At 62.7% G+C, this 15,707-nt stretch carries 18 protein-coding genes, 1 tRNA gene and 1 pseudogene; 8 read left to right on the top strand and 12 right to left on the bottom strand.

All coding sequences use genetic code 11. The features are described from left to right. Positions 1-154 precede the first annotated feature (154 nt). The 6 genes from MESAU_RS15775 (at position 155) to MESAU_RS15750 (ending at position 2,234) form a co-directional block, all read left to right on the top strand. Positions 155-451 carry a hypothetical protein gene (locus MESAU_RS15775; RefSeq protein WP_015317032.1) on the top strand — a complete coding sequence of 99 codons (297 nt, stop codon included), beginning with the start codon at positions 155-157 and terminating at the stop codon, positions 449-451. Between the two features lie 35 nt (positions 452-486). Beyond that, positions 487-560, top strand: a tRNA-Gln gene (locus tag MESAU_RS15770). Positions 561-764: 204 nt separating this feature from the next. Next, positions 765-1,010 carry a hypothetical protein gene (locus MESAU_RS31240; RefSeq protein WP_015317031.1) on the top strand — a complete coding sequence of 82 codons (246 nt, stop codon included), beginning with the start codon at positions 765-767 and terminating at the stop codon, positions 1,008-1,010. Positions 1,011-1,218: 208 nt separating this feature from the next. After that, positions 1,219-1,509 carry a hypothetical protein gene (locus MESAU_RS15760; RefSeq protein ID WP_015317030.1) on the top strand — a complete coding sequence of 97 codons (291 nt, stop codon included), beginning with the start codon at positions 1,219-1,221 and terminating at the stop codon, positions 1,507-1,509. 142 nt (positions 1,510-1,651) lie between these two features. Next, positions 1,652-1,858, top strand: a complete 207-nt coding sequence (locus MESAU_RS15755; RefSeq protein WP_015317029.1) for a hypothetical protein — start codon at positions 1,652-1,654, stop codon at positions 1,856-1,858. Between the two features lie 109 nt (positions 1,859-1,967). Next, entirely contained in the window at positions 1,968-2,234 is a 267-nt protein-coding gene (locus MESAU_RS15750) for a DUF982 domain-containing protein (protein WP_015317028.1), read from the top strand. A gap of 27 nt (positions 2,235-2,261) precedes the next feature. Here MESAU_RS15750 and MESAU_RS15745 read toward each other — a convergent pair whose 3' ends face one another. Then, entirely contained in the window at positions 2,262-3,338 is a 1,077-nt protein-coding gene (locus MESAU_RS15745) for a sensor histidine kinase (RefSeq protein ID WP_041163410.1), read from the bottom strand. A 93-nt stretch (positions 3,339-3,431) separates the two neighbouring features. Beyond that, positions 3,432-3,674 carry a hypothetical protein gene (locus tag MESAU_RS15740; protein ID WP_015317026.1) on the bottom strand — a complete coding sequence of 81 codons (243 nt, stop codon included), beginning with the start codon at positions 3,672-3,674 and terminating at the stop codon, positions 3,432-3,434. Between the two features lie 265 nt (positions 3,675-3,939). Here MESAU_RS15740 and MESAU_RS15735 point away from each other — a divergent pair, with 265 nt between their 5' ends. Next, positions 3,940-4,248 carry a hypothetical protein gene (locus tag MESAU_RS15735; RefSeq protein WP_015317025.1) on the top strand — a complete coding sequence of 103 codons (309 nt, stop codon included), beginning with the start codon at positions 3,940-3,942 and terminating at the stop codon, positions 4,246-4,248. A gap of 320 nt (positions 4,249-4,568) precedes the next feature. Here MESAU_RS15735 and MESAU_RS15730 read toward each other — a convergent pair whose 3' ends face one another. From MESAU_RS15730 to MESAU_RS15690, 9 genes and pseudogenes are all read right to left on the bottom strand, one after another. Beyond that, positions 4,569-6,551: an AI-2E family transporter gene (locus MESAU_RS15730; RefSeq protein WP_015317024.1), complete on the bottom strand. Its 1,983-nt coding sequence runs from the start codon at positions 6,549-6,551 to the stop codon at positions 4,569-4,571. A gap of 122 nt (positions 6,552-6,673) precedes the next feature. Next, on the bottom strand, positions 6,674-7,753 hold the full coding sequence (locus MESAU_RS15725) for a D-alanine--D-alanine ligase family protein (protein WP_015317023.1): 1,080 nt from the start codon (positions 7,751-7,753) through the stop codon (positions 6,674-6,676). A 22-nt stretch (positions 7,754-7,775) separates the two neighbouring features. Next, positions 7,776-8,392: pseudogene (locus tag MESAU_RS15720) on the bottom strand (C39 family peptidase). An 82-nt stretch (positions 8,393-8,474) separates the two neighbouring features. Next, on the bottom strand, positions 8,475-8,933 hold the full coding sequence (locus tag MESAU_RS15715; RefSeq protein WP_224642243.1) for a hypothetical protein: 459 nt from the start codon (positions 8,931-8,933) through the stop codon (positions 8,475-8,477). A gap of 509 nt (positions 8,934-9,442) precedes the next feature. Continuing rightward, a complete protein-coding gene (locus MESAU_RS15710) occupies positions 9,443-10,267 on the bottom strand; it encodes an outer membrane beta-barrel protein (protein ID WP_015317021.1) in 825 nt (274 codons plus the stop codon). 47 nt (positions 10,268-10,314) lie between these two features. Continuing rightward, positions 10,315-11,031: an outer membrane protein gene (locus MESAU_RS15705; protein WP_015317020.1), complete on the bottom strand. Its 717-nt coding sequence runs from the start codon at positions 11,029-11,031 to the stop codon at positions 10,315-10,317. Positions 11,032-11,259: 228 nt separating this feature from the next. Beyond that, positions 11,260-11,907: an outer membrane protein gene (locus MESAU_RS15700; RefSeq protein WP_157163655.1), complete on the bottom strand. Its 648-nt coding sequence runs from the start codon at positions 11,905-11,907 to the stop codon at positions 11,260-11,262. A gap of 349 nt (positions 11,908-12,256) precedes the next feature. Continuing rightward, on the bottom strand, positions 12,257-13,216 hold the full coding sequence (locus MESAU_RS15695) for an AraC family transcriptional regulator (protein ID WP_041163409.1): 960 nt from the start codon (positions 13,214-13,216) through the stop codon (positions 12,257-12,259). 226 nt (positions 13,217-13,442) lie between these two features. Further along, entirely contained in the window at positions 13,443-13,871 is a 429-nt protein-coding gene (locus tag MESAU_RS15690; RefSeq protein ID WP_015317017.1) for a VOC family protein, read from the bottom strand. A 155-nt stretch (positions 13,872-14,026) separates the two neighbouring features. Here MESAU_RS15690 and MESAU_RS15685 point away from each other — a divergent pair, with 155 nt between their 5' ends. Next, positions 14,027-14,281, top strand: a complete 255-nt coding sequence (locus MESAU_RS15685) for a hypothetical protein (protein WP_224683893.1) — start codon at positions 14,027-14,029, stop codon at positions 14,279-14,281. A gap of 92 nt (positions 14,282-14,373) precedes the next feature. On the opposite strand, the gene MESAU_RS15680 is transcribed toward MESAU_RS15685, so the two are convergent. After that, positions 14,374-15,543, bottom strand: coding sequence for an aminotransferase-like domain-containing protein (locus MESAU_RS15680; protein WP_174361995.1), 1,170 nt, complete (start codon positions 15,541-15,543; stop codon positions 14,374-14,376). Positions 15,544-15,707 lie beyond the last annotated feature (164 nt).

The following is a 15,707-nucleotide window of genomic DNA, read 5'->3' as shown; positions in this document are numbered from 1 at the left end:
TTTGGTTGCGCGGCGCGCCAACGCGCGCCCGGCAAGGCCCGTCGCGGAACCAACGGACACGATAGGGGGTTATGTGCGACAATGCATGCGGCCATTCCCCGGCGAATCCGGACCAGCCGCGTTCGCAATTCTGTCAAACCGAAGAGAAACCATCATGTCCGCTCGCGTTCCGACCCTGTTGATGGCCATGGCCGTCGTGCTCGCGGCGACCGGTCTGGCCGACGCCCGGCCCGACAGCCGCTCCATGGGCTGCGCTCAGATCCGGACCATGATCCAGAACCACCGCGCCGTGGTGCTGACCACTGGCCCCAACACTTACGATCGCTATGTCAGGCAGTTCGGCAACGAGTGCGACTGGCCTGAAGTGCCGATGTCGGCCTATGTCCCGTCCCGCGACGGGGACTGCCCGGTCTATCGCTGCGAAGAGCCGGTCAACAATTTCCCGAATTGACCGCAAGCTGCCTGGGCGCCATAACGTGCCGGCTTTCCCGCTTCGTCTAATGGTAGGACAGCGCCCTTTGAAGGCGTGAATCGTGGTTCGAGCCCATGAGCGGGAACCAGGCAGCTGCAAGCCAATGATGTAACCGGAGCCAGGTCGGGTAGCTCCCGATCCTCTCCGATCAATGATGCCGTGATCCGGGACAGGAACCGGCCGGTATCCGGGCAGGAGGAAGGTGGCTTCCTCCCTGGACCTCCGTCGCGATTGACGGCCAGGTAACGTTACGTTAACTTTGATTTAGCTTAAGCTAAAATAGGGGGATCTAATGAAGATGGTTTTCATTTGCCTGGCGCTTGTCCTCGCCGGCTCAAACGTCGCTGCGGCACACGAAAAGAAGGCGACCGTTACCGCCGCGAACGCATGCGCTGGTCTGTCGATCAAGGCGGCGGTGGCAGCAAAATTGGACTGCACAGCAACCGGAACAGCAACATCGACCCCGACCGACGCAGCGAATGCCAAGCCGCGCCTTGGGTACCAAAACCCCTGGACCATGTCCTCGTTTGGCCTTTGATGTTCCCGGAATTCTGGCTGCCCAGAGGCGCGGAGACCGAAGCCGCCGGGCCTTTGATAAGGCGTGAGTGCGCCGTCAGATCTCGGTCCTGGCCTGTTCCCGCCTGAGCTTCTCGACAATCGGACCATCTGATTGGGGTCACTTCCTCCCGTCAGCATGAAACCTTGCGGCGTGTTGGACGTTCATTGTCGGCCAACAGGAGAGTTTCATGGATCCGGCAACCGCGGCGGTGATGATCATGCTGTCGTGCAACGCATCGCTCTGTCGGCCCATGGAGTCGCGCCCGGTCGTCTATTCATCGATGGCGGAGTGCCAAGCGGCGCTTGAAATCAGATTGGCACCCTGGCCGAGCGGCGAAATGGTCGGCCGGTGCAAGCGGGTCGACCGGATGGCGACCGGCTCGATTGCCCCGGAAGGCTATGCCTCGGTTCAAGTCACGCGTGGAATCGGCGGCGATGCGGTCACCACCAGCTATTTCGTTCCGAGAGCCGACGACTGAATCAGAGGCCGGACGCCGGCCTACCAGGCGGTTGATGACTTCGCCCGCGGACGTCGGCAGGTGTTTGAACCGGACCTCCTGAAACCATTTCATGGACCCCGCGTTGACGACCCGGGGCACCGCCAGACACCGGAGAGAGTCCATGACCGTCAATTGCCGCATATCCATCGACAACAGGCCCGACGCCACCAATGTTACTTTCCAGGCGGTGCCGCGCATTGGCGAGAGCGTGTCCCTGTCGGTCGACGGAAACCCACAGGATCTGCGGGTCTCGCGCGTCGTGCACGTTCCCAACGGTGGACTGGAAGGCGCCGCGATCATTGTCGAAGTGACGACCAGCATCCTCTAGGGATTGGTTCGCGCGGAGATGCCCGAAAGGCTCACGCTACAGTGATCGGCGGCGATGAAACCTCATGCCGCCCAACGCGTTCCACGGGCTAAACATGGTCTAGGTTCCAATGCAAACTGCATGGTTCTCCAAGCCCGTAGTCGTTTCGGTAGGCGTTGCCGGAGGCATCCGCAACCTGTCCAACACACAACAGGCGATCGAACTCCTGACGACACATTGGCGCGATGCCGGGAGCCTGAAACATCAGTCCGCGCTGCGCGCCTGCCGCAGGGCAATGAGCGGCGACTTGCCCCCCGAAATCGCCAGGGAGGCCTTTGTCGAGGCCGCGCGCGAGGCGCATATCCTGGTCGAGCAGGTGCAGCCCGACAGGGAATAGGGGCGGCGTCCAGACCGGCGGATCGCCCTAGATGCCGAAACCCGGCGAAACACCATCGGCCTCGCTGCCGGCCTGCGCCACGATGATGGAGGCCAGCGGCGCGCTCAGCTGCCATTTGAGATGGCCGGGCGACCGCTCCAGAATGGCGGAGCCACCGAGCGACTGCGGCGCCACACGCTGCAGCACGACAGTGCCGAACCCCTTGCGCGTGGTCTGATCGCGCCGGTCGCCGGGATGCGGTTCGCAGTTTTCCTCCCAGGTCAGCTGGAATTCCCGTTCGCCAGCGGAGCCGGGAGCATGCGCTCCCGAGCCGATGGTCCAGGTAATCTCGACCCGGCCGCCTTCGCTGCCCAGCGCGCCATACTTTGATGAGTTGGTGCCCAGTTCGTGAAAGGCCATGCCGAGGTTCTGCACCGCGTTCGACTGCAGCGTCAGGACCGGGCCGGAGAGCAGGATCTGCTCCTCGAGGCCGAAGGGCTTGAGATGTTCCTGGATAAGGTCGAACAGGCTCGCCCCCGCCCACTCGGAGGTGACGAGCAGATCGTGCGACCGCGACAGTGCCATGATGCGGGCGCGGATCAATTCCTCGAACTCGCCTGGACCATTCGAACGCTTGCTGGTCTCCCTGACCATCGACAGGATGACCGCGAACTGGTTCTTGACCCGATGGTTGACCTCCCGCATCAGCAGCCTGATCCGGCGCTCGCTTTCCTTGGCGGCGGAGATATCGCGGGCGATTTTCGAGGCGCCGATGATTTCGCCATCGCCGTTCTTGATCGGCGAAATCGTCAGTGAGACCGAAATCAGCGCTCCGTCCTTGCGCTTGCGCGTCGTCTCATAGCTCGCCACGCGGTCGCCGCTGCGAATCTTGCTGATGATCTCGGTCTCCTCGCTCTTGAGGTGATCGGGAATGAGCATGAGGACGGATTGGCCGATCGCCTCCTCGGCGGTGTAGCCGAACATGCGTTCCGCCGCCTGGTTCCAGCTTTGGATGACGCTGTTCAGGTCCTTGCTGATGATGGCATCGAAGGAGGAATCGACAATTGCCGCGAGCCGGGCGTCGGCGGTCGCCCCCTGTCTGTCGCTGCCATCGATGTCGTTCATCGCCACCCGCAATTGCATCTTTCCCGATCAGATAAGGCGCAAACGGATCAAGGCAATCGCCGGCGCGAGAATGGAAGGCTTACCGCGAAAGTTTTACTCCGCCTGTTCCGGCGGGGCCTTGCCGTCGCCATTGGGCAGGAGCACGCCGAATTCCTGCGACTTGGCGCCCACCTCGGCCGTCAGGAAGCCATCGGAGGCAAGGCCACGGCGCAGCAATTCGCGTACCGCCGCCGAGCGGCTGGGCATGCGTTTGTCGAAACGCCAGTTTTCCAGTGCGGCCAGTTCATCCTGGGTCAACATGATCTGCAGTCGTTCCGGGCGTTCCAGGTCAGCCATGTGCGCCTCCAAGCGCAAAGATCAGGCGAGTTAGTAACCGTCTCATTCTACTTACAGTTAGGAATTTCGGCATCCTGCGTCAAGCGCGGTCAGTGGGTGAATGCAGCGTCGTACCAATGATGATCATCCAACGCAGGTTGCCCATTCGTGTAACTATGCTAACTAGCTGATTTTCTTCACACTTTTTTCACTTTTAACTTGCCATGCGCCGCCATGGGGCGCATCCTGCCAGCTTGAGGAAACCAACTCGCTTTGGGAGGTTTCAATGCGATACGATTATTCCACGCGACTGCGTGAAGACGTCTATGCGAGCGTCCGCGCAGCGTTCAAGACCGCGGGCATCATCAACGTGTCGGTGGTGGCGGAAAGGATCAGGACCAGGAACCTGGCCGAGAACGTCGCCCTCGAGGACATTGAACATCTGGTCCTGCAGGCTGCCCAACTGGTTGGTGCTGCGATCGAATTCGACGCTTTGGGCAACGGATTGGCCCCGCCTGGAACCGGATTCGTCGAGAATCGTGATGAGAGCTCGATGATCCCTCTCGGTCTGCATCGATCAGGCTCGATGCAATAACCAGAAGCGCCAAGGTGCGCCGGCTCCATGCGCCATGGAACCAGTCCGGCCTTCGGAGATTACCGCATCGTCCAGCGGAGGAGGATGTCGTGAAGGCCCTGCGCAGTCTGCTTGCCGAACTGTCGTCGAGCTGGCTCCAGCGCCGCAAGGCGCAAAAGCCATCCGCTGGAAATCCAGTCAAACCCGTTTCCCGCGTCCCCCGCCCGGCCGCGAGGATCCGGCCGGCGCACAAGTCAAGGCCGCCCTCCTCCCGCGATGTCGCTTCCAATATGTGAACGACCGAGATCGACCCAGTCTCGGAGATCAACCGGCACCCACGGCTAGGTCGAGGCCGCCGAGGCCTTTCGGGAGGTGGCGCGCTGTCGCCGCATCCGGCGTTTGGCGACGAGCTTGAGGGCAATTGGCGGCTCGTTCGACAGCGCGCCGACCACTGCGTCCACCATGCCATGCGCCACGAAATCCGCGTTGATGTCACGGGCGAGCTTTTCGGCCTCTTCCTTGTCCTCATTGGCGGCTTGCGACCAGAATACGATTCCCACCCTCAACGCCGCTTTCGCCCGCTTCAGCCGGCGAACCAGAAACCGGGCGTGCTTGATGGAATCCCGGTTCAGGAAGCCGACCACCACGGTATCGATGGTTTCGAGCTCGAGACGGCGGATGTTGGCGGGTTCCATATCGGCAAAGCCGGCCTTCGACACCGTCGTCCCCTGGACTTCCAGCACCTGTGCCAGCATCGCGGCGGCGGCATCGTCCAGTTCACCGCGCCCGCCTGTGCAAAGCACCGACAGATCCGTGCCGTCGGGCAGTTCGGTCTCGTCTTCGCGGGAAGGATCCTTGTCATCCGGCTCCTCTTCGGCCGCCGGCGGGGCATCCTCTTCCTCTGCTTCCTCATGCGCGCTGTCGTCGAGGTTTGCCACCATCACCAGGGCGCTCTCGGCCACCTGACGCCTTTGCTGGTCGCCCATGACACCGCGCGCACGGTCCTGCTCGCCCAGCAGCAGGGCGGGAATGGCCACCTTGTCGTAGAACTCGACCAGATATTTCTCTTCCAGCATCTCCTCGGCGTGATCCGTGGCTTCGTCAGGGTCACCGGCCAGCAGACGCTGGTAGAGGCGTGCATGAGGTTCGAGCACGGGCTCGTTGCCAAACAGGACATCGAGGAACTCAAACTGCGGCACGTGCCTGCCCAGCACCACCAGGCACACGGTGAGCGGCGTTGACAAAACCAGCCCGAGCGGGCCCCACAGCCACGTCCAGAAGATGGCCGCAACGATGATGGCCAGGGACGACAGCCCGGTTCGCGAGCCATAAAGCCAGGGTTCCACGACATTGCCGGTGATCAGTTCCATCACCACGAACAGGGCGGCTGTCCACAGCACGAGCGACCAGCCCGGCGCCACGGCCAGCGCCAGGAACAGCGGCAGCAGCATGCCGATCGCCGGGCCGATATAGGGAACGAAACGCAGGCCAAGGGCCAGCAGCCCCCACAGCAAGGCATTCGGAATGCCCAGGATCCACAGGCCGGCCGCGATTGGTACGGCGTACACGATGTTGACGACCAATTGCATCAGCAGGTACCGGCCAACACGCTTGCCGGCATCCTGAAGCGCCTCGGTGGTACGGTGAAGGTCCCCATACCCGACAAGGCGGATGAAGCGGTCGCGCAAATCCTCCCGCTCCAGCAGCATGAAGATGACGACGACGATGATCAGTCCGGCCGATCCGAGCGGGCTGATCAGCGGCCCGACTATGTTCTGCAGAACCTCCAAAGGCCTTTCGCGCGAGACGATCTCGACCGGCACCGGTTCACGCGGCTTTTCCGGGGCGGCGGCCGGCGGCGGCGTCTCCTGCCTGTCGATCTCCTGGCCGACACGTTCGACCACCTTGCTCAACCTGGCAATGATCCCTCCCCCAACGCCAGTCTCCTTGAGCGAGCGGACCTTGGTCAGGATGTTGGCCTGGTAGACCGGGATGTTTTGCGCCAGTTCGCTGACCTGCGTGGCGACGATGAAGCTGAAGAGGGCAAGTGCGGCGAAAGCCCCCAATACGCTGACGATGACGGCGGCAATCCGGGGAATACCGGCCCGTTTGAGCGCGGACACAAGGGGGGCGAGCGCGAAAGTCAGCAACAGCGCGATCGCTATCGGCAGGAAAACCTCACGCCCGAAATACAACGCCGCCACCGTGGTGACGATGGTGGCTACATTGGGCAACGACGTTCGGGGGTGCGGGGCGGCGGGCGAAAGAATATCCTCCAAGCCATGCGCGGGCGACGCCATCCCGTTTCGACGATTGGCCGCCATTCCATGCCTCCCCTGCCAGTCCCATGATCGGGCATATAGAGCCGGCCAGCAACATTAGCCAGAGGTGGAAAAACACGCCGTCCAAAGGGCGGTTTATCCGATGCGGCGGCCGCTGACTCGGATCAGCGCGCGCCGTGCCTCGCCAGCGCATGCTCGATCAAGATATCGATGACCTCGCTGTAGCCGATGCCGATCGCGGCCAGCGCCTTGGCGTACATCGATATGTCGGTGAAACCGGGCAGCGTGTTGACCTCGTTGACCAGCAGGGAGCCGTCGGCGCGCAGGAAGAAATCGACGCGCGCCATCGCCTCGCAGCCGAGCGCCTTGAAGGCTTGCCCAGCCATTTCCCTCGCCCGGTCGATCACCGCTGCCGGCACATCGGCGGGCACTTTGACCACCGCGCCGTCGGCGTCGAGATATTTGGCCTCATAGGTGTAGAAGCCGTGCTTGCCGGCCGGGATGATCTCGCCGGGCAGCGACACCGTGAGCGAGCCGTCGGCCCGTTGCAGCACCGAGCACTCGATCTCGCGGCCTTCGACGAATTCCTCGATCAACGCCTTGCCGTCATAGCGGAAAGCCGTTTCGACGGCCTGATCGAAACCATCCCTGTCGTTCACCTTGCTCACTCCGAACGACGAGCCCTGGCGCGCCGGCTTGGCGAAGAATGGCAGCCCCAGCGCCCCGGCGATCTCCTGGAAGGACCCGACGTCGTTACGATGGACGGTGACCGAGCGGGCGACGGCAAGCCCGGCTCCTTGCATGAGCCGCTTGGCGACATCCTTGTCCATGGCGGCGGCCGAGGCGAGGATGCCGCTGCCGACATAGGCGACGTCGGCAACCTCCGCATAGCCCTGCACCGAGCCGTCCTCCCCGAAAGGCCCATGCAGCACGGGGAAGACGACATCGACCGGCGCCAGGTCAGCCCGCGTTCCCATAGGCGACGCTGAGATCAGCCGGCCCTTGCCGCCGGGCAGCAGGGCTATCTCCATGCCATCCTGCGACACTGGAGCTCCCGCCCCTTCGCCGATGGCCTCGGACGCCGGCTGCAGCAGCCATCTGCCCTCCCTGGAAATGGCGATCGGCACCACCTCGTAGCGCGTCCGGTCGATCGCCTTCAGCACATTGGCGGCCGAAAGCCGCGACACGTCATGCTCGGCCGAGCGCCCGCCATAGAGGATCGCAACCCTGATCTTTCCGGTCATCGAAATCCCTCAACTGTCAAAATCAAATGGCGACGGCAATGCCGCGATTGGCAAAGAAGCGGTCGAAAGCGGCTGGCGCCAACACTGCGTTGGCCTGTGTGGCACTGGTATGGCCGGATGGGTTGTGAAAGCGGAACCCTTCATCCGAGGCGGCGGTGACCAGAACCAAATGTCCGCCCTTCGATGGCGGCTCGCGCTCGGGCCAGCGGATCGAACTGCTGACCGAAGCGATGAAGAACCGCGACCGGCCGAGGATCGACGGAATGTCAGCCGTCGCGACATCGGTCATCACCTCGGCATCGAGGCCGAATTCCGCCTTCACGAAGGTGACGAAGGGCGCATAGATCAGCCCCTTGATCGAGCCTTCATTGACGACATAGCCGCCATATGGAGTGCATCGCCTGGCCAGTTCGATCGTCGGCACGATCTCGCCGCGCGTCGCCAGGATCATCTTGAGACACGCCATGCCGCAGACATTGGCGGCCCAGGCCGTGTATTCATCGAGCGTGGCAGCGCCTGATCCCTGCCATAGCGGATCCCGCCGCAACGCGGCTTCGCGCCGTCGGCGAGCACTGCCAGCGTCATGTCAGGCGTCTCCCACTGACTGAAAAACGGCACGGTTTCAGGCAATGGACTCATGCGAACTCCCCGGGTCTTCAACTCGTATACGAGCATACAAGATTGGAGAAAAGCCGCTCGGACCTGTCGAGGCGCGCGGCGTCTACTCGACCTTCGTCCAGCCAAAAACCAGCCAGGCGTATTTCGATTTTTCGTCGGGTTCGGCGGTATAGGTCATCTGGATGTCGCCGCCCTTGGCGTAGATATCAAGCCGGGGTGCCGTGTCCAGCTCCAGCCATAGCGAACTCTTGTTGAAGAACCAGGTTCCGCACCAGATGCAGGAACCTGATGCCGGGTCACCGGGCTGATGGAAATTGTAGCGGCCGTCCGCCGTGATCTCCAGATAATCGAACGCGCCGTAAAACGCGGTCACCGTCTGCTGGAACTCATTGGCGGCCGCTTCCTGTTCCGGCGTTGCCGCATCCTTCATGTCGCGCGGCGGCCGGATGGTCGCGCCGCTGAGTTGCCATTTGCCGACAAAGTCCTTCTGGGTCGGAAGATATTCCTCCTGAGCCTGCGCCGAAGATATATGAGAAATTGTTAATATGAATGGTGTGGCCATGCCCAAAATCGTAAGCAACGGCGCGGCGACACGGATCGCCCTGGCTGGTTTTTGCATAAAAATTGTTTCTCCACGGTGGGCAAGAGATGGTCTGTTCGGGATGTTATTGGGAAAGACCTCGCGCATTGCTTTGAGGTCGATTCCCGTCAGCCATTTCCCGGTTAGCACCGCGGCCACCAATCTGGCAACGCAAGGCACGGCTCAACAAGGCTGATCGGCGCCAGTCTCCACTGTCTCGTGCCGCTTGCGAAGGTGCCGGCGCGAGAAAGCCCGCTTGCGGCTGGCAGCCCTGTCATTGACCGGATGTGCCGGTTGTTTCCCGCCTTCTTTCGAGAGCGAAGAGGTCGGTCGGCGCACCGTGCGGCGTCACCTCGCCTTCGAAGCGAAAAACGTGTTTTTCCAGGACGCGCCGCGAAGGCGGCATCGGCCGTGCGACCAGTCCGATAACCCGCTCGGCATGCAGGTCGAAGGCAAAAGCCAGGCCGCGCCTTTCCAGTCGTGCCGCCGGCTCACTTCGTGTTGATCACCGAAGCGGCCCGATAGGTGTCCATGGTCGCGCCGTTGCGGTCCTCGTCGAACAGCGTATCGCTGCCGAAGCTGGCGCGCAGGCCGATGACGACCTTGTTGGCCCTGGTGTCCTGCGTAGACGTTTCGAACTTCCTCCGCTCGAATTCATAGCGTCCGAACACCGCCCATGGCGTTTCGTCGAACCGGTACATGGCCTGCACGGCGGCACCGACCACGTCTTCGTTGGTGCCGTTGTAGTCGGTTCGGTTGAAGTCGAGCTCCGCATCGAGGCGAAGATTCTTCCGGACGAAGTAGCGCGCCACCGCGCGTATACCCCATTGGTCGCCATGAAAGTCGCTGATGGTGAGCTGGCCGACACTGGCCTGGCCATAGAGGGTCAGATTGCCGAAATAGAGTTGTGCTTCCGGGCCGACCGCATAGTTGTTTACGGTCACCCCGCTTTCGCCGACAGATGTGTAGGCGGCGAAAATGCCGGCGGCGAAACGGTCGGAATCGCGGTAGAAGCCATGGACCGCACCGCGCGTGTCATCCAGGGGGGCGTAATGGCCCCAGATGCGGTCGTAGGTCAGGTCGCCCTGCAAATTCCAGCGCTCGGCAAACGGAATGTTGACGCGCACGGCGCCGCCGCCGGCCCGGGTCGTGTAGTCGTCGCCGACGAAGCGAAGCCCGCCGAGATAGAGTTCGCCGTAGCCCGAAACATGCGGCGTCACCACCGTCTCCGCTGCCAGCGGTTGCTGCGTATCGGCGGCGTAAGCGGAGGTCGCGGCGACCAGCGACGACGCGGCGAAGATTGAAAAGCGATGCATTAGAGCCCTCGAATGCGAATTTCCGGACCAGCGTCCGGCCGTGGAGATCAGAATTTGTAGGCCACGCCGATCCGCAGATCCTGTGTCGTCAGTTCGATGGCATCCCGATTGAGGGGAGCGCCATTGGAGAAGGCGTGGCGCACGGAGGTGTGGCGGCCGAAATCGGCGAACCTGTATTCGCCCCGAACCACCCAATTGTCGGTGACGGCGTATTCGCCGCCCGCACCCAGCGTATAACCCGCGACGGTATCTCGGACGTCGGCATAGGGACCGCCCGGAATGTTGGTGGTCGTGTGTTTGTAGCTTGCCACCGCCAGGCCGCCGGTGACGAAAGGAAGCCAGCGATCGATCGCATAACCGGCTCTGAGGCGCACGGTGCCTACCGCCTCAAGCTCGAGCTCGCCACCAAAGGCGGGGTCGTCGACGCCGAGCGCCCGGTAGAGCGTCGTGTCTTTCACGCTTGCAAAGCTGTAGTCTCCCTCGACGCCAACAACCAATCCGCTGTCGAACTGCTTGTTGTAGCCGGCAAACACACCGCCGAAACCGCCGGACGGGCTGTAACCCCAGCCGTAATTGTCGAAGCTGCCCGGCGCGAAAGTCTGTCCGACCCTGGCGTCGCTCCGGGCATATCCGGCCTGTGCTCCGAAATAGCCGCCGGACCAGTTGTAGCTGGCCGCGACCGGCAAGGTCTCGGTGGGGTCGGCGGCCAACGCCATGCCGGCGGGAACGAAAAGAAAGGCAGTGGCGAGAAGAATCGTTTTCATTGCTTGTCTGCTGTCCCCGGGATGCTGCACCACGACCGACATGGTCAGTGGCGGTCAGTCGAAGCTACGGTGTTGCATTGATCGCCGGCGGCGTCTTGGGCTGGACAGCATCGGAATTGTCTTGGAGCGCGCCGCCGCACCCCGCCCGGCCGGTGTGGCCGTTCAGCATCAGCCGCGGCGCAGGCAAAACCCCGGCGCGGACGCCAGGGTTTTGTTCGAACCGGCGTGTCAGAACTTATAGCTGAGGCCGACGCGTAAATCGTGCGTCTTGAGATCGATGTTCGAAACCGTGCCAAGACCAAAAATCGGCACCGAGAGATCCTCTTTGCCAAAGTCGGAATAGCGATATTCGACGCGGGCGATCCATTTGTCGGTGAAAGCGTGCTCGACGCCGGCCCCAACCGTCCAGCCAAGATGGGTTTCGTCGTGGATTGTTACTGTACCGAGGGGACCACTGCTGACCACACTCATTTCATACTTGGCCGCTGCCACGCCGGCACTGATATAAGGCAACGTCCGATCGAACGCATAGCCGGCCCGCAGCCGGGCCGAACCCGACCACTTGAGTTCGCTCGACAACAACGCGCCGGCACCGGCGAAGGTCCCCACCGCATCGACATTGCCGTAGGCAAGGTCAGCCTCGGCGCCGAGCACGAAACGGTTCGCCAATTCCTGATTGACGCCGATATGGATGCCACCAATAAAACCGTCCGGATCGAAGGCAGCATTGACGTCGGTGCCCCCAATGCCGGCGCCGCCGATGAAGAGATTGGATTTCCCGGCTACGTAACCGAAGTGAACGCCGGCATAGAGGCCGGACCAGTCATAGCCGGCAGCAACCGGCAAGGTTTCGTTGACGTCCGCCGCGGACGCCATGCCGGCTGGCGCAAGCACGAGGATGGTGGCGAGAAGAATCGTTTTCACTGTTTGCTACCCCAATGATGTTGCTTTCCCCGGCCGTGGAAAATACTCCGCGGCGACCCGGGTATCGTCGAGGTTTTGCATTGTTCGCGGGCGGCGTCTTGGGCTGAGCCGCATTGGAATTGTCGTGGAGAGCGCTGCGGCACTCGGGCCGATCAGTGTGGCCGTTCGGCATCAGTCGATCGGTTCGAAGACAACTGATCCGACTCGCTTCGAGTCCTTGTCTTTGGTGCCGCGCTTCCGCCCGGAATTGCGAAAACAAGGAGTTAGAGCGGCCATCGATTCTGTGAGACGATGATTCGCTCTAACGGGCCGCGTTCGGCGTCGAGCCGAAGCGGCGGCGGAAACAGCGATTGAAGTAGGAGACGTCGGAAAAGCCGCTCAACAGCGCGATCTCGCTGACCCGCATGCGGTCGTTGCGCCGGTCGCGCAGCATGCGGTGGGCTCTCTGCAGACGCAGTTCGAGAATATGCTCGGCGAAACTCGAGCCCGTTTCCTGCAGGAGATCATGGACGTAGCGCGCGGAAAGCCGCAAACGCTGGGCGATATGCTGGGCCGAGATGCCGGGATCGGCGAAATTGTCCCGCATCGTCTGCAGGATGGCTTGCAGCCTTGCCGCGCGCAGGCCTCGCACGCCCGCCAGCTCGGCGATCTCGCCCTTGGCGCCCGTCGCCAATCCGATCAGGTCGACGATCGTTTCGGTGGCATGGGCGACAAGATCGGGCAAGAGCAATGCCGGCCCCGCTTCCAGGAAGCCGCAATAGCGCTTGAGCATGTCGAGCGCTTCATTGTCGACGCCGATGGTCAGCGCCAGGCGGTCCTCGACATGGGCGAAGGCATTTTCCATGATTTCGCGGGGCACCACGACATTGGTCCAGACATTGCGGTCGCCGCCGGTCATTTCCAGCGCTTCCGAAGCCGAGACCAGCGCGCCTTCGCCCCTGCCGATGCTGTAGTCGCGGCCGGTCTGCACACCGCTCAGCCTGGTGTCGCCATCGTTGACCAGCAGCAGATAGCCGTCGCGGCCGTCGTCGGCGATGTTGCGCGTCTTGCGGCTCGCATGCTTGATCGTCCCGGCCATCCGCCCGAGCACCAGCGGCCCGATGGCGGTGGCTTCGATATCCGCCTGGAACGGCACATTGCCGGAGATGGCATATTCGACCGACCAGATCTCGGCGACATGAATGTCCTGCCAGAGCGCGAAGCGCGCGCGGTCGTCGAGATGCGACGGCAGATCGAGCGAAGAGAAGACGTTCTTTTTCAACGAGCAACCGGCCTTTCCCGCGCACGCGTCTTCCCTGAAACCGCACCGTATGGGACCGATTTGCCTCTTGTCCAGAGACGGCGCCATCCATGCTCCGCAGGACAATTTCAGTGCCGCCCAGGTCAAGAATCCGATCGGATTCGCCGGTGTGGCGTCCGAGTCTCCGAAATACCCCGGAAATGCGGCATCGGAATCACCTCGCCTCAACGCGGTCGACCGATTGCTCCTAGAACGTGATCTTCACCGACGCGGCGCTGCGGTTGGCCGGGCCGTGGTGGACGGCCTCGATGTTGTTGCCGTCCGGGTCGAGCAGGAAGGCGGCATAATAGCCGGGATGATAGGACCGCTCGCCAGGCGCGCCATTGTCCGTGCCGCCGGCTTCGAGCCCGGCCTTGTAGAAGGCATCGACCATGGCGTGATCCCTGGCCTGGAAGGCCAGATGATGACGTCCGGTCAGCTTTCCCAGCGCGGCCCGGCTGTCGGCGCTGGAAATGAACAATTCGTCGGCCCAGAAATAATCCTCGCCGGTGCCGCCGATCGGGACACCAAGGACTTGGAAAACCGCCTCGTAGAAACGCCGGCTGGCGGGGAGATCCCGGACCACGAGCTGGAGGTGGTCGATGAGCCGGCCGCGATGCAATTCCTGGGTTTCCATGAAAGCGCCTCCTCGCAAGGCCTCGAATTTAGGTGCGGTTGGCAGGGCGTCAACGCGGGGCGCGAGCCTCTGCTGACAACCAGCGACAATTTTTCGAGCCCGATGGAACTTTTGCACCGATGGCAAGTTTGGAGGCGCGGCGGGAGAATTTTCGGTTGGATTGTTTTCAGAAGCTTGAAGCGCTGGTCGACGGCGCCAATGCCGATGCCATCGAGGAAGCGAACGCATTGCTGCGCCGGTTCAAGGACAGGTCCGAACAGACGACGCGGGCCATCGACGAGTTCATGCTGGACTTCAAGACATTGGTCTTCGTCGTCGAAGCCGGCGAAGAGGGTTTCGAAAAGCCGATCCGCAAGCTCGCCCGCGCCAGGCTTGCGAAGCTCAAGCAGCTGGTGAACGTGCCGGCTTAGGCGCCTGCCGCTCTTTGCTATTGCGCAATTCCTGGGGAAGGTGCTGCGCGCTTGTCCCGGTAAACCGTTTCACACTTTTCCTGGAATTTGCTCTACCCCTTGAGCAGCGCCGCCAGCCGGGGAATACCCTCGCTCACCGCGCTGCGGGTGGCCAGCGTGAACGACAGCCGCAGCGTGTTGCGCCCGGTGCCGTCGGCGTAAAAGGCGTTGCCCGGCACGAAGGCGACCCGCGCCTCCTTCACCGACCGTGCCAGGAGGTCCGTGGCGTCGGTGCCCTCCGGCAGCGTCACCCAGACGAACATGCCGCCTTCCGGACGGCTCCAGGTCACCCCCTCCGGCATGTTGGCGTCAAGCCCGCCAAGCAGGCCGTCGCGGCGCTCGCGGTAGGCGCCGATGAGTTTTTCCACCTGGCCGTCGAACACGGCTTCGGCGACGCGGTGCATCACCATCTGGTTGACGGACGGGCTGTGCAGGTCCGAAGCCTGCTTCATCAGCACCAGCCTTTCCACCACGCGGCGCGGAGCGCAAACCCAGCCGACACGCATGCCCGGCGACAGAATTTTCGAGAACGAGCCGCAATAGAGCGTGCGCGCCTTGTCGATGCCGCCGGACCTGATGCAGTCGAGCGCCAGGATCGGCGGCACACCCTCGCCGTCATAGCGCAGCGCCCGGTAGGCGGCATCCTCGATGACGGCGATGTCGAGCTCGCCGGCAAGGTCGAGCACTGCCTCGCGCTGCTTTCGGTCCAGCGTGTTGCCGGTCGGGTTGGCGAAATCGGGCACCAGATAGGCGAATTTCACCTTGCCGCCATGAGCGGCGGCGGCAGTGTGGTAGGCATCGGGCGTCATGTTGCCGCCCTCGGGCCGCAGCCGGTCGTAGCGCGGCTCGTAGGCGTTGAAGGCCTGCAGCGCGCCGAGATAGGTCGGCCATGTCACCAGCGCGGTATCGCCTGGCGACAGGAACAGCTTGCCGAGGTAATCCAGCGCCTGCTGCGAGCCGGAAGTGATGAAGATGTTGGCCTCGTCGCAGGCCACGCCGAGCTTGCCCATTTGCCCGGCGAGCCAGCGCCGCAGCGGCAGATAGCCTTCCGAAACCTGGTATTGCAGTGCTGCCCCCGCTTCCGGGCCGCCGAGCACGTCGGCATAGGCATCGCGGATGGCGTCCGCCGGAAACAGCGACGGATCGGGAATGCCGCCGGCGAAGGAGATGATGTCGGGCTGGTCGAGCAGCTTCAACAGCTCGCGGATTTCGGAGGCCTTCATGCGCGATGAGCGCGAGGCCAAAAGGTTCAAAAGGGTCACGACACGCCTCCCCGGACGCTTTTTACAATAGGTCAACCTGACTGACCTATACCCGCTTTGCCAGGCGATTTGAATAGTGCCTGAAGGGCTTCCGCTATACGCCAGTCACCGCCAGGCCCGAACCG

Origin of the sequence: Mesorhizobium australicum WSM2073 (genome assembly GCF_000230995.2) — a bacterium.
Lineage (GTDB): Bacteria > Pseudomonadota > Alphaproteobacteria > Rhizobiales > Rhizobiaceae > Mesorhizobium > Mesorhizobium australicum.
This window is presented reverse-complemented; position numbering and strand designations above follow the sequence as displayed.

Bases quoted from the DNA above. Each gene is read 5' to 3' on its own strand.
- MESAU_RS15775 (WP_015317032.1), top strand. From the start codon at position 155: ATGTCCGCTCGCGTTCCGACCCTGTTGATGGCCATGGCCGTCGTGCTC.
- MESAU_RS31240 (WP_015317031.1), top strand. From the start codon at position 765: ATGAAGATGGTTTTCATTTGCCTGGCGCTTGTCCTCGCCGGCTCAAAC.
- MESAU_RS15760 (WP_015317030.1), top strand. From the start codon at position 1,219: ATGGATCCGGCAACCGCGGCGGTGATGATCATGCTGTCGTGCAACGCA.
- MESAU_RS15755 (WP_015317029.1), top strand. From the start codon at position 1,652: ATGACCGTCAATTGCCGCATATCCATCGACAACAGGCCCGACGCCACC.
- MESAU_RS15750 (WP_015317028.1), top strand. From the start codon at position 1,968: ATGCAAACTGCATGGTTCTCCAAGCCCGTAGTCGTTTCGGTAGGCGTT.
- MESAU_RS15745 (WP_041163410.1), bottom strand. From the start codon at position 3,338: ATGAACGACATCGATGGCAGCGACAGACAGGGGGCGACCGCCGACGCC.
- MESAU_RS15740 (WP_015317026.1), bottom strand. From the start codon at position 3,674: ATGGCTGACCTGGAACGCCCGGAACGACTGCAGATCATGTTGACCCAG.
- MESAU_RS15735 (WP_015317025.1), top strand. From the start codon at position 3,940: ATGCGATACGATTATTCCACGCGACTGCGTGAAGACGTCTATGCGAGC.
- MESAU_RS15730 (WP_015317024.1), bottom strand. From the start codon at position 6,551: ATGGCGGCCAATCGTCGAAACGGGATGGCGTCGCCCGCGCATGGCTTG.
- MESAU_RS15725 (WP_015317023.1), bottom strand. From the start codon at position 7,753: ATGACCGGAAAGATCAGGGTTGCGATCCTCTATGGCGGGCGCTCGGCC.
- MESAU_RS15715 (WP_224642243.1), bottom strand. From the start codon at position 8,933: ATGGCCACACCATTCATATTAACAATTTCTCATATATCTTCGGCGCAG.
- MESAU_RS15710 (WP_015317021.1), bottom strand. From the start codon at position 10,267: ATGCATCGCTTTTCAATCTTCGCCGCGTCGTCGCTGGTCGCCGCGACC.
- MESAU_RS15705 (WP_015317020.1), bottom strand. From the start codon at position 11,031: ATGAAAACGATTCTTCTCGCCACTGCCTTTCTTTTCGTTCCCGCCGGC.
- MESAU_RS15700 (WP_157163655.1), bottom strand. From the start codon at position 11,907: ATGGCGTCCGCGGCGGACGTCAACGAAACCTTGCCGGTTGCTGCCGGC.
- MESAU_RS15690 (WP_015317017.1), bottom strand. From the start codon at position 13,871: ATGGAAACCCAGGAATTGCATCGCGGCCGGCTCATCGACCACCTCCAG.
- MESAU_RS15680 (WP_174361995.1), bottom strand. From the start codon at position 15,543: ATGAAGGCCTCCGAAATCCGCGAGCTGTTGAAGCTGCTCGACCAGCCC.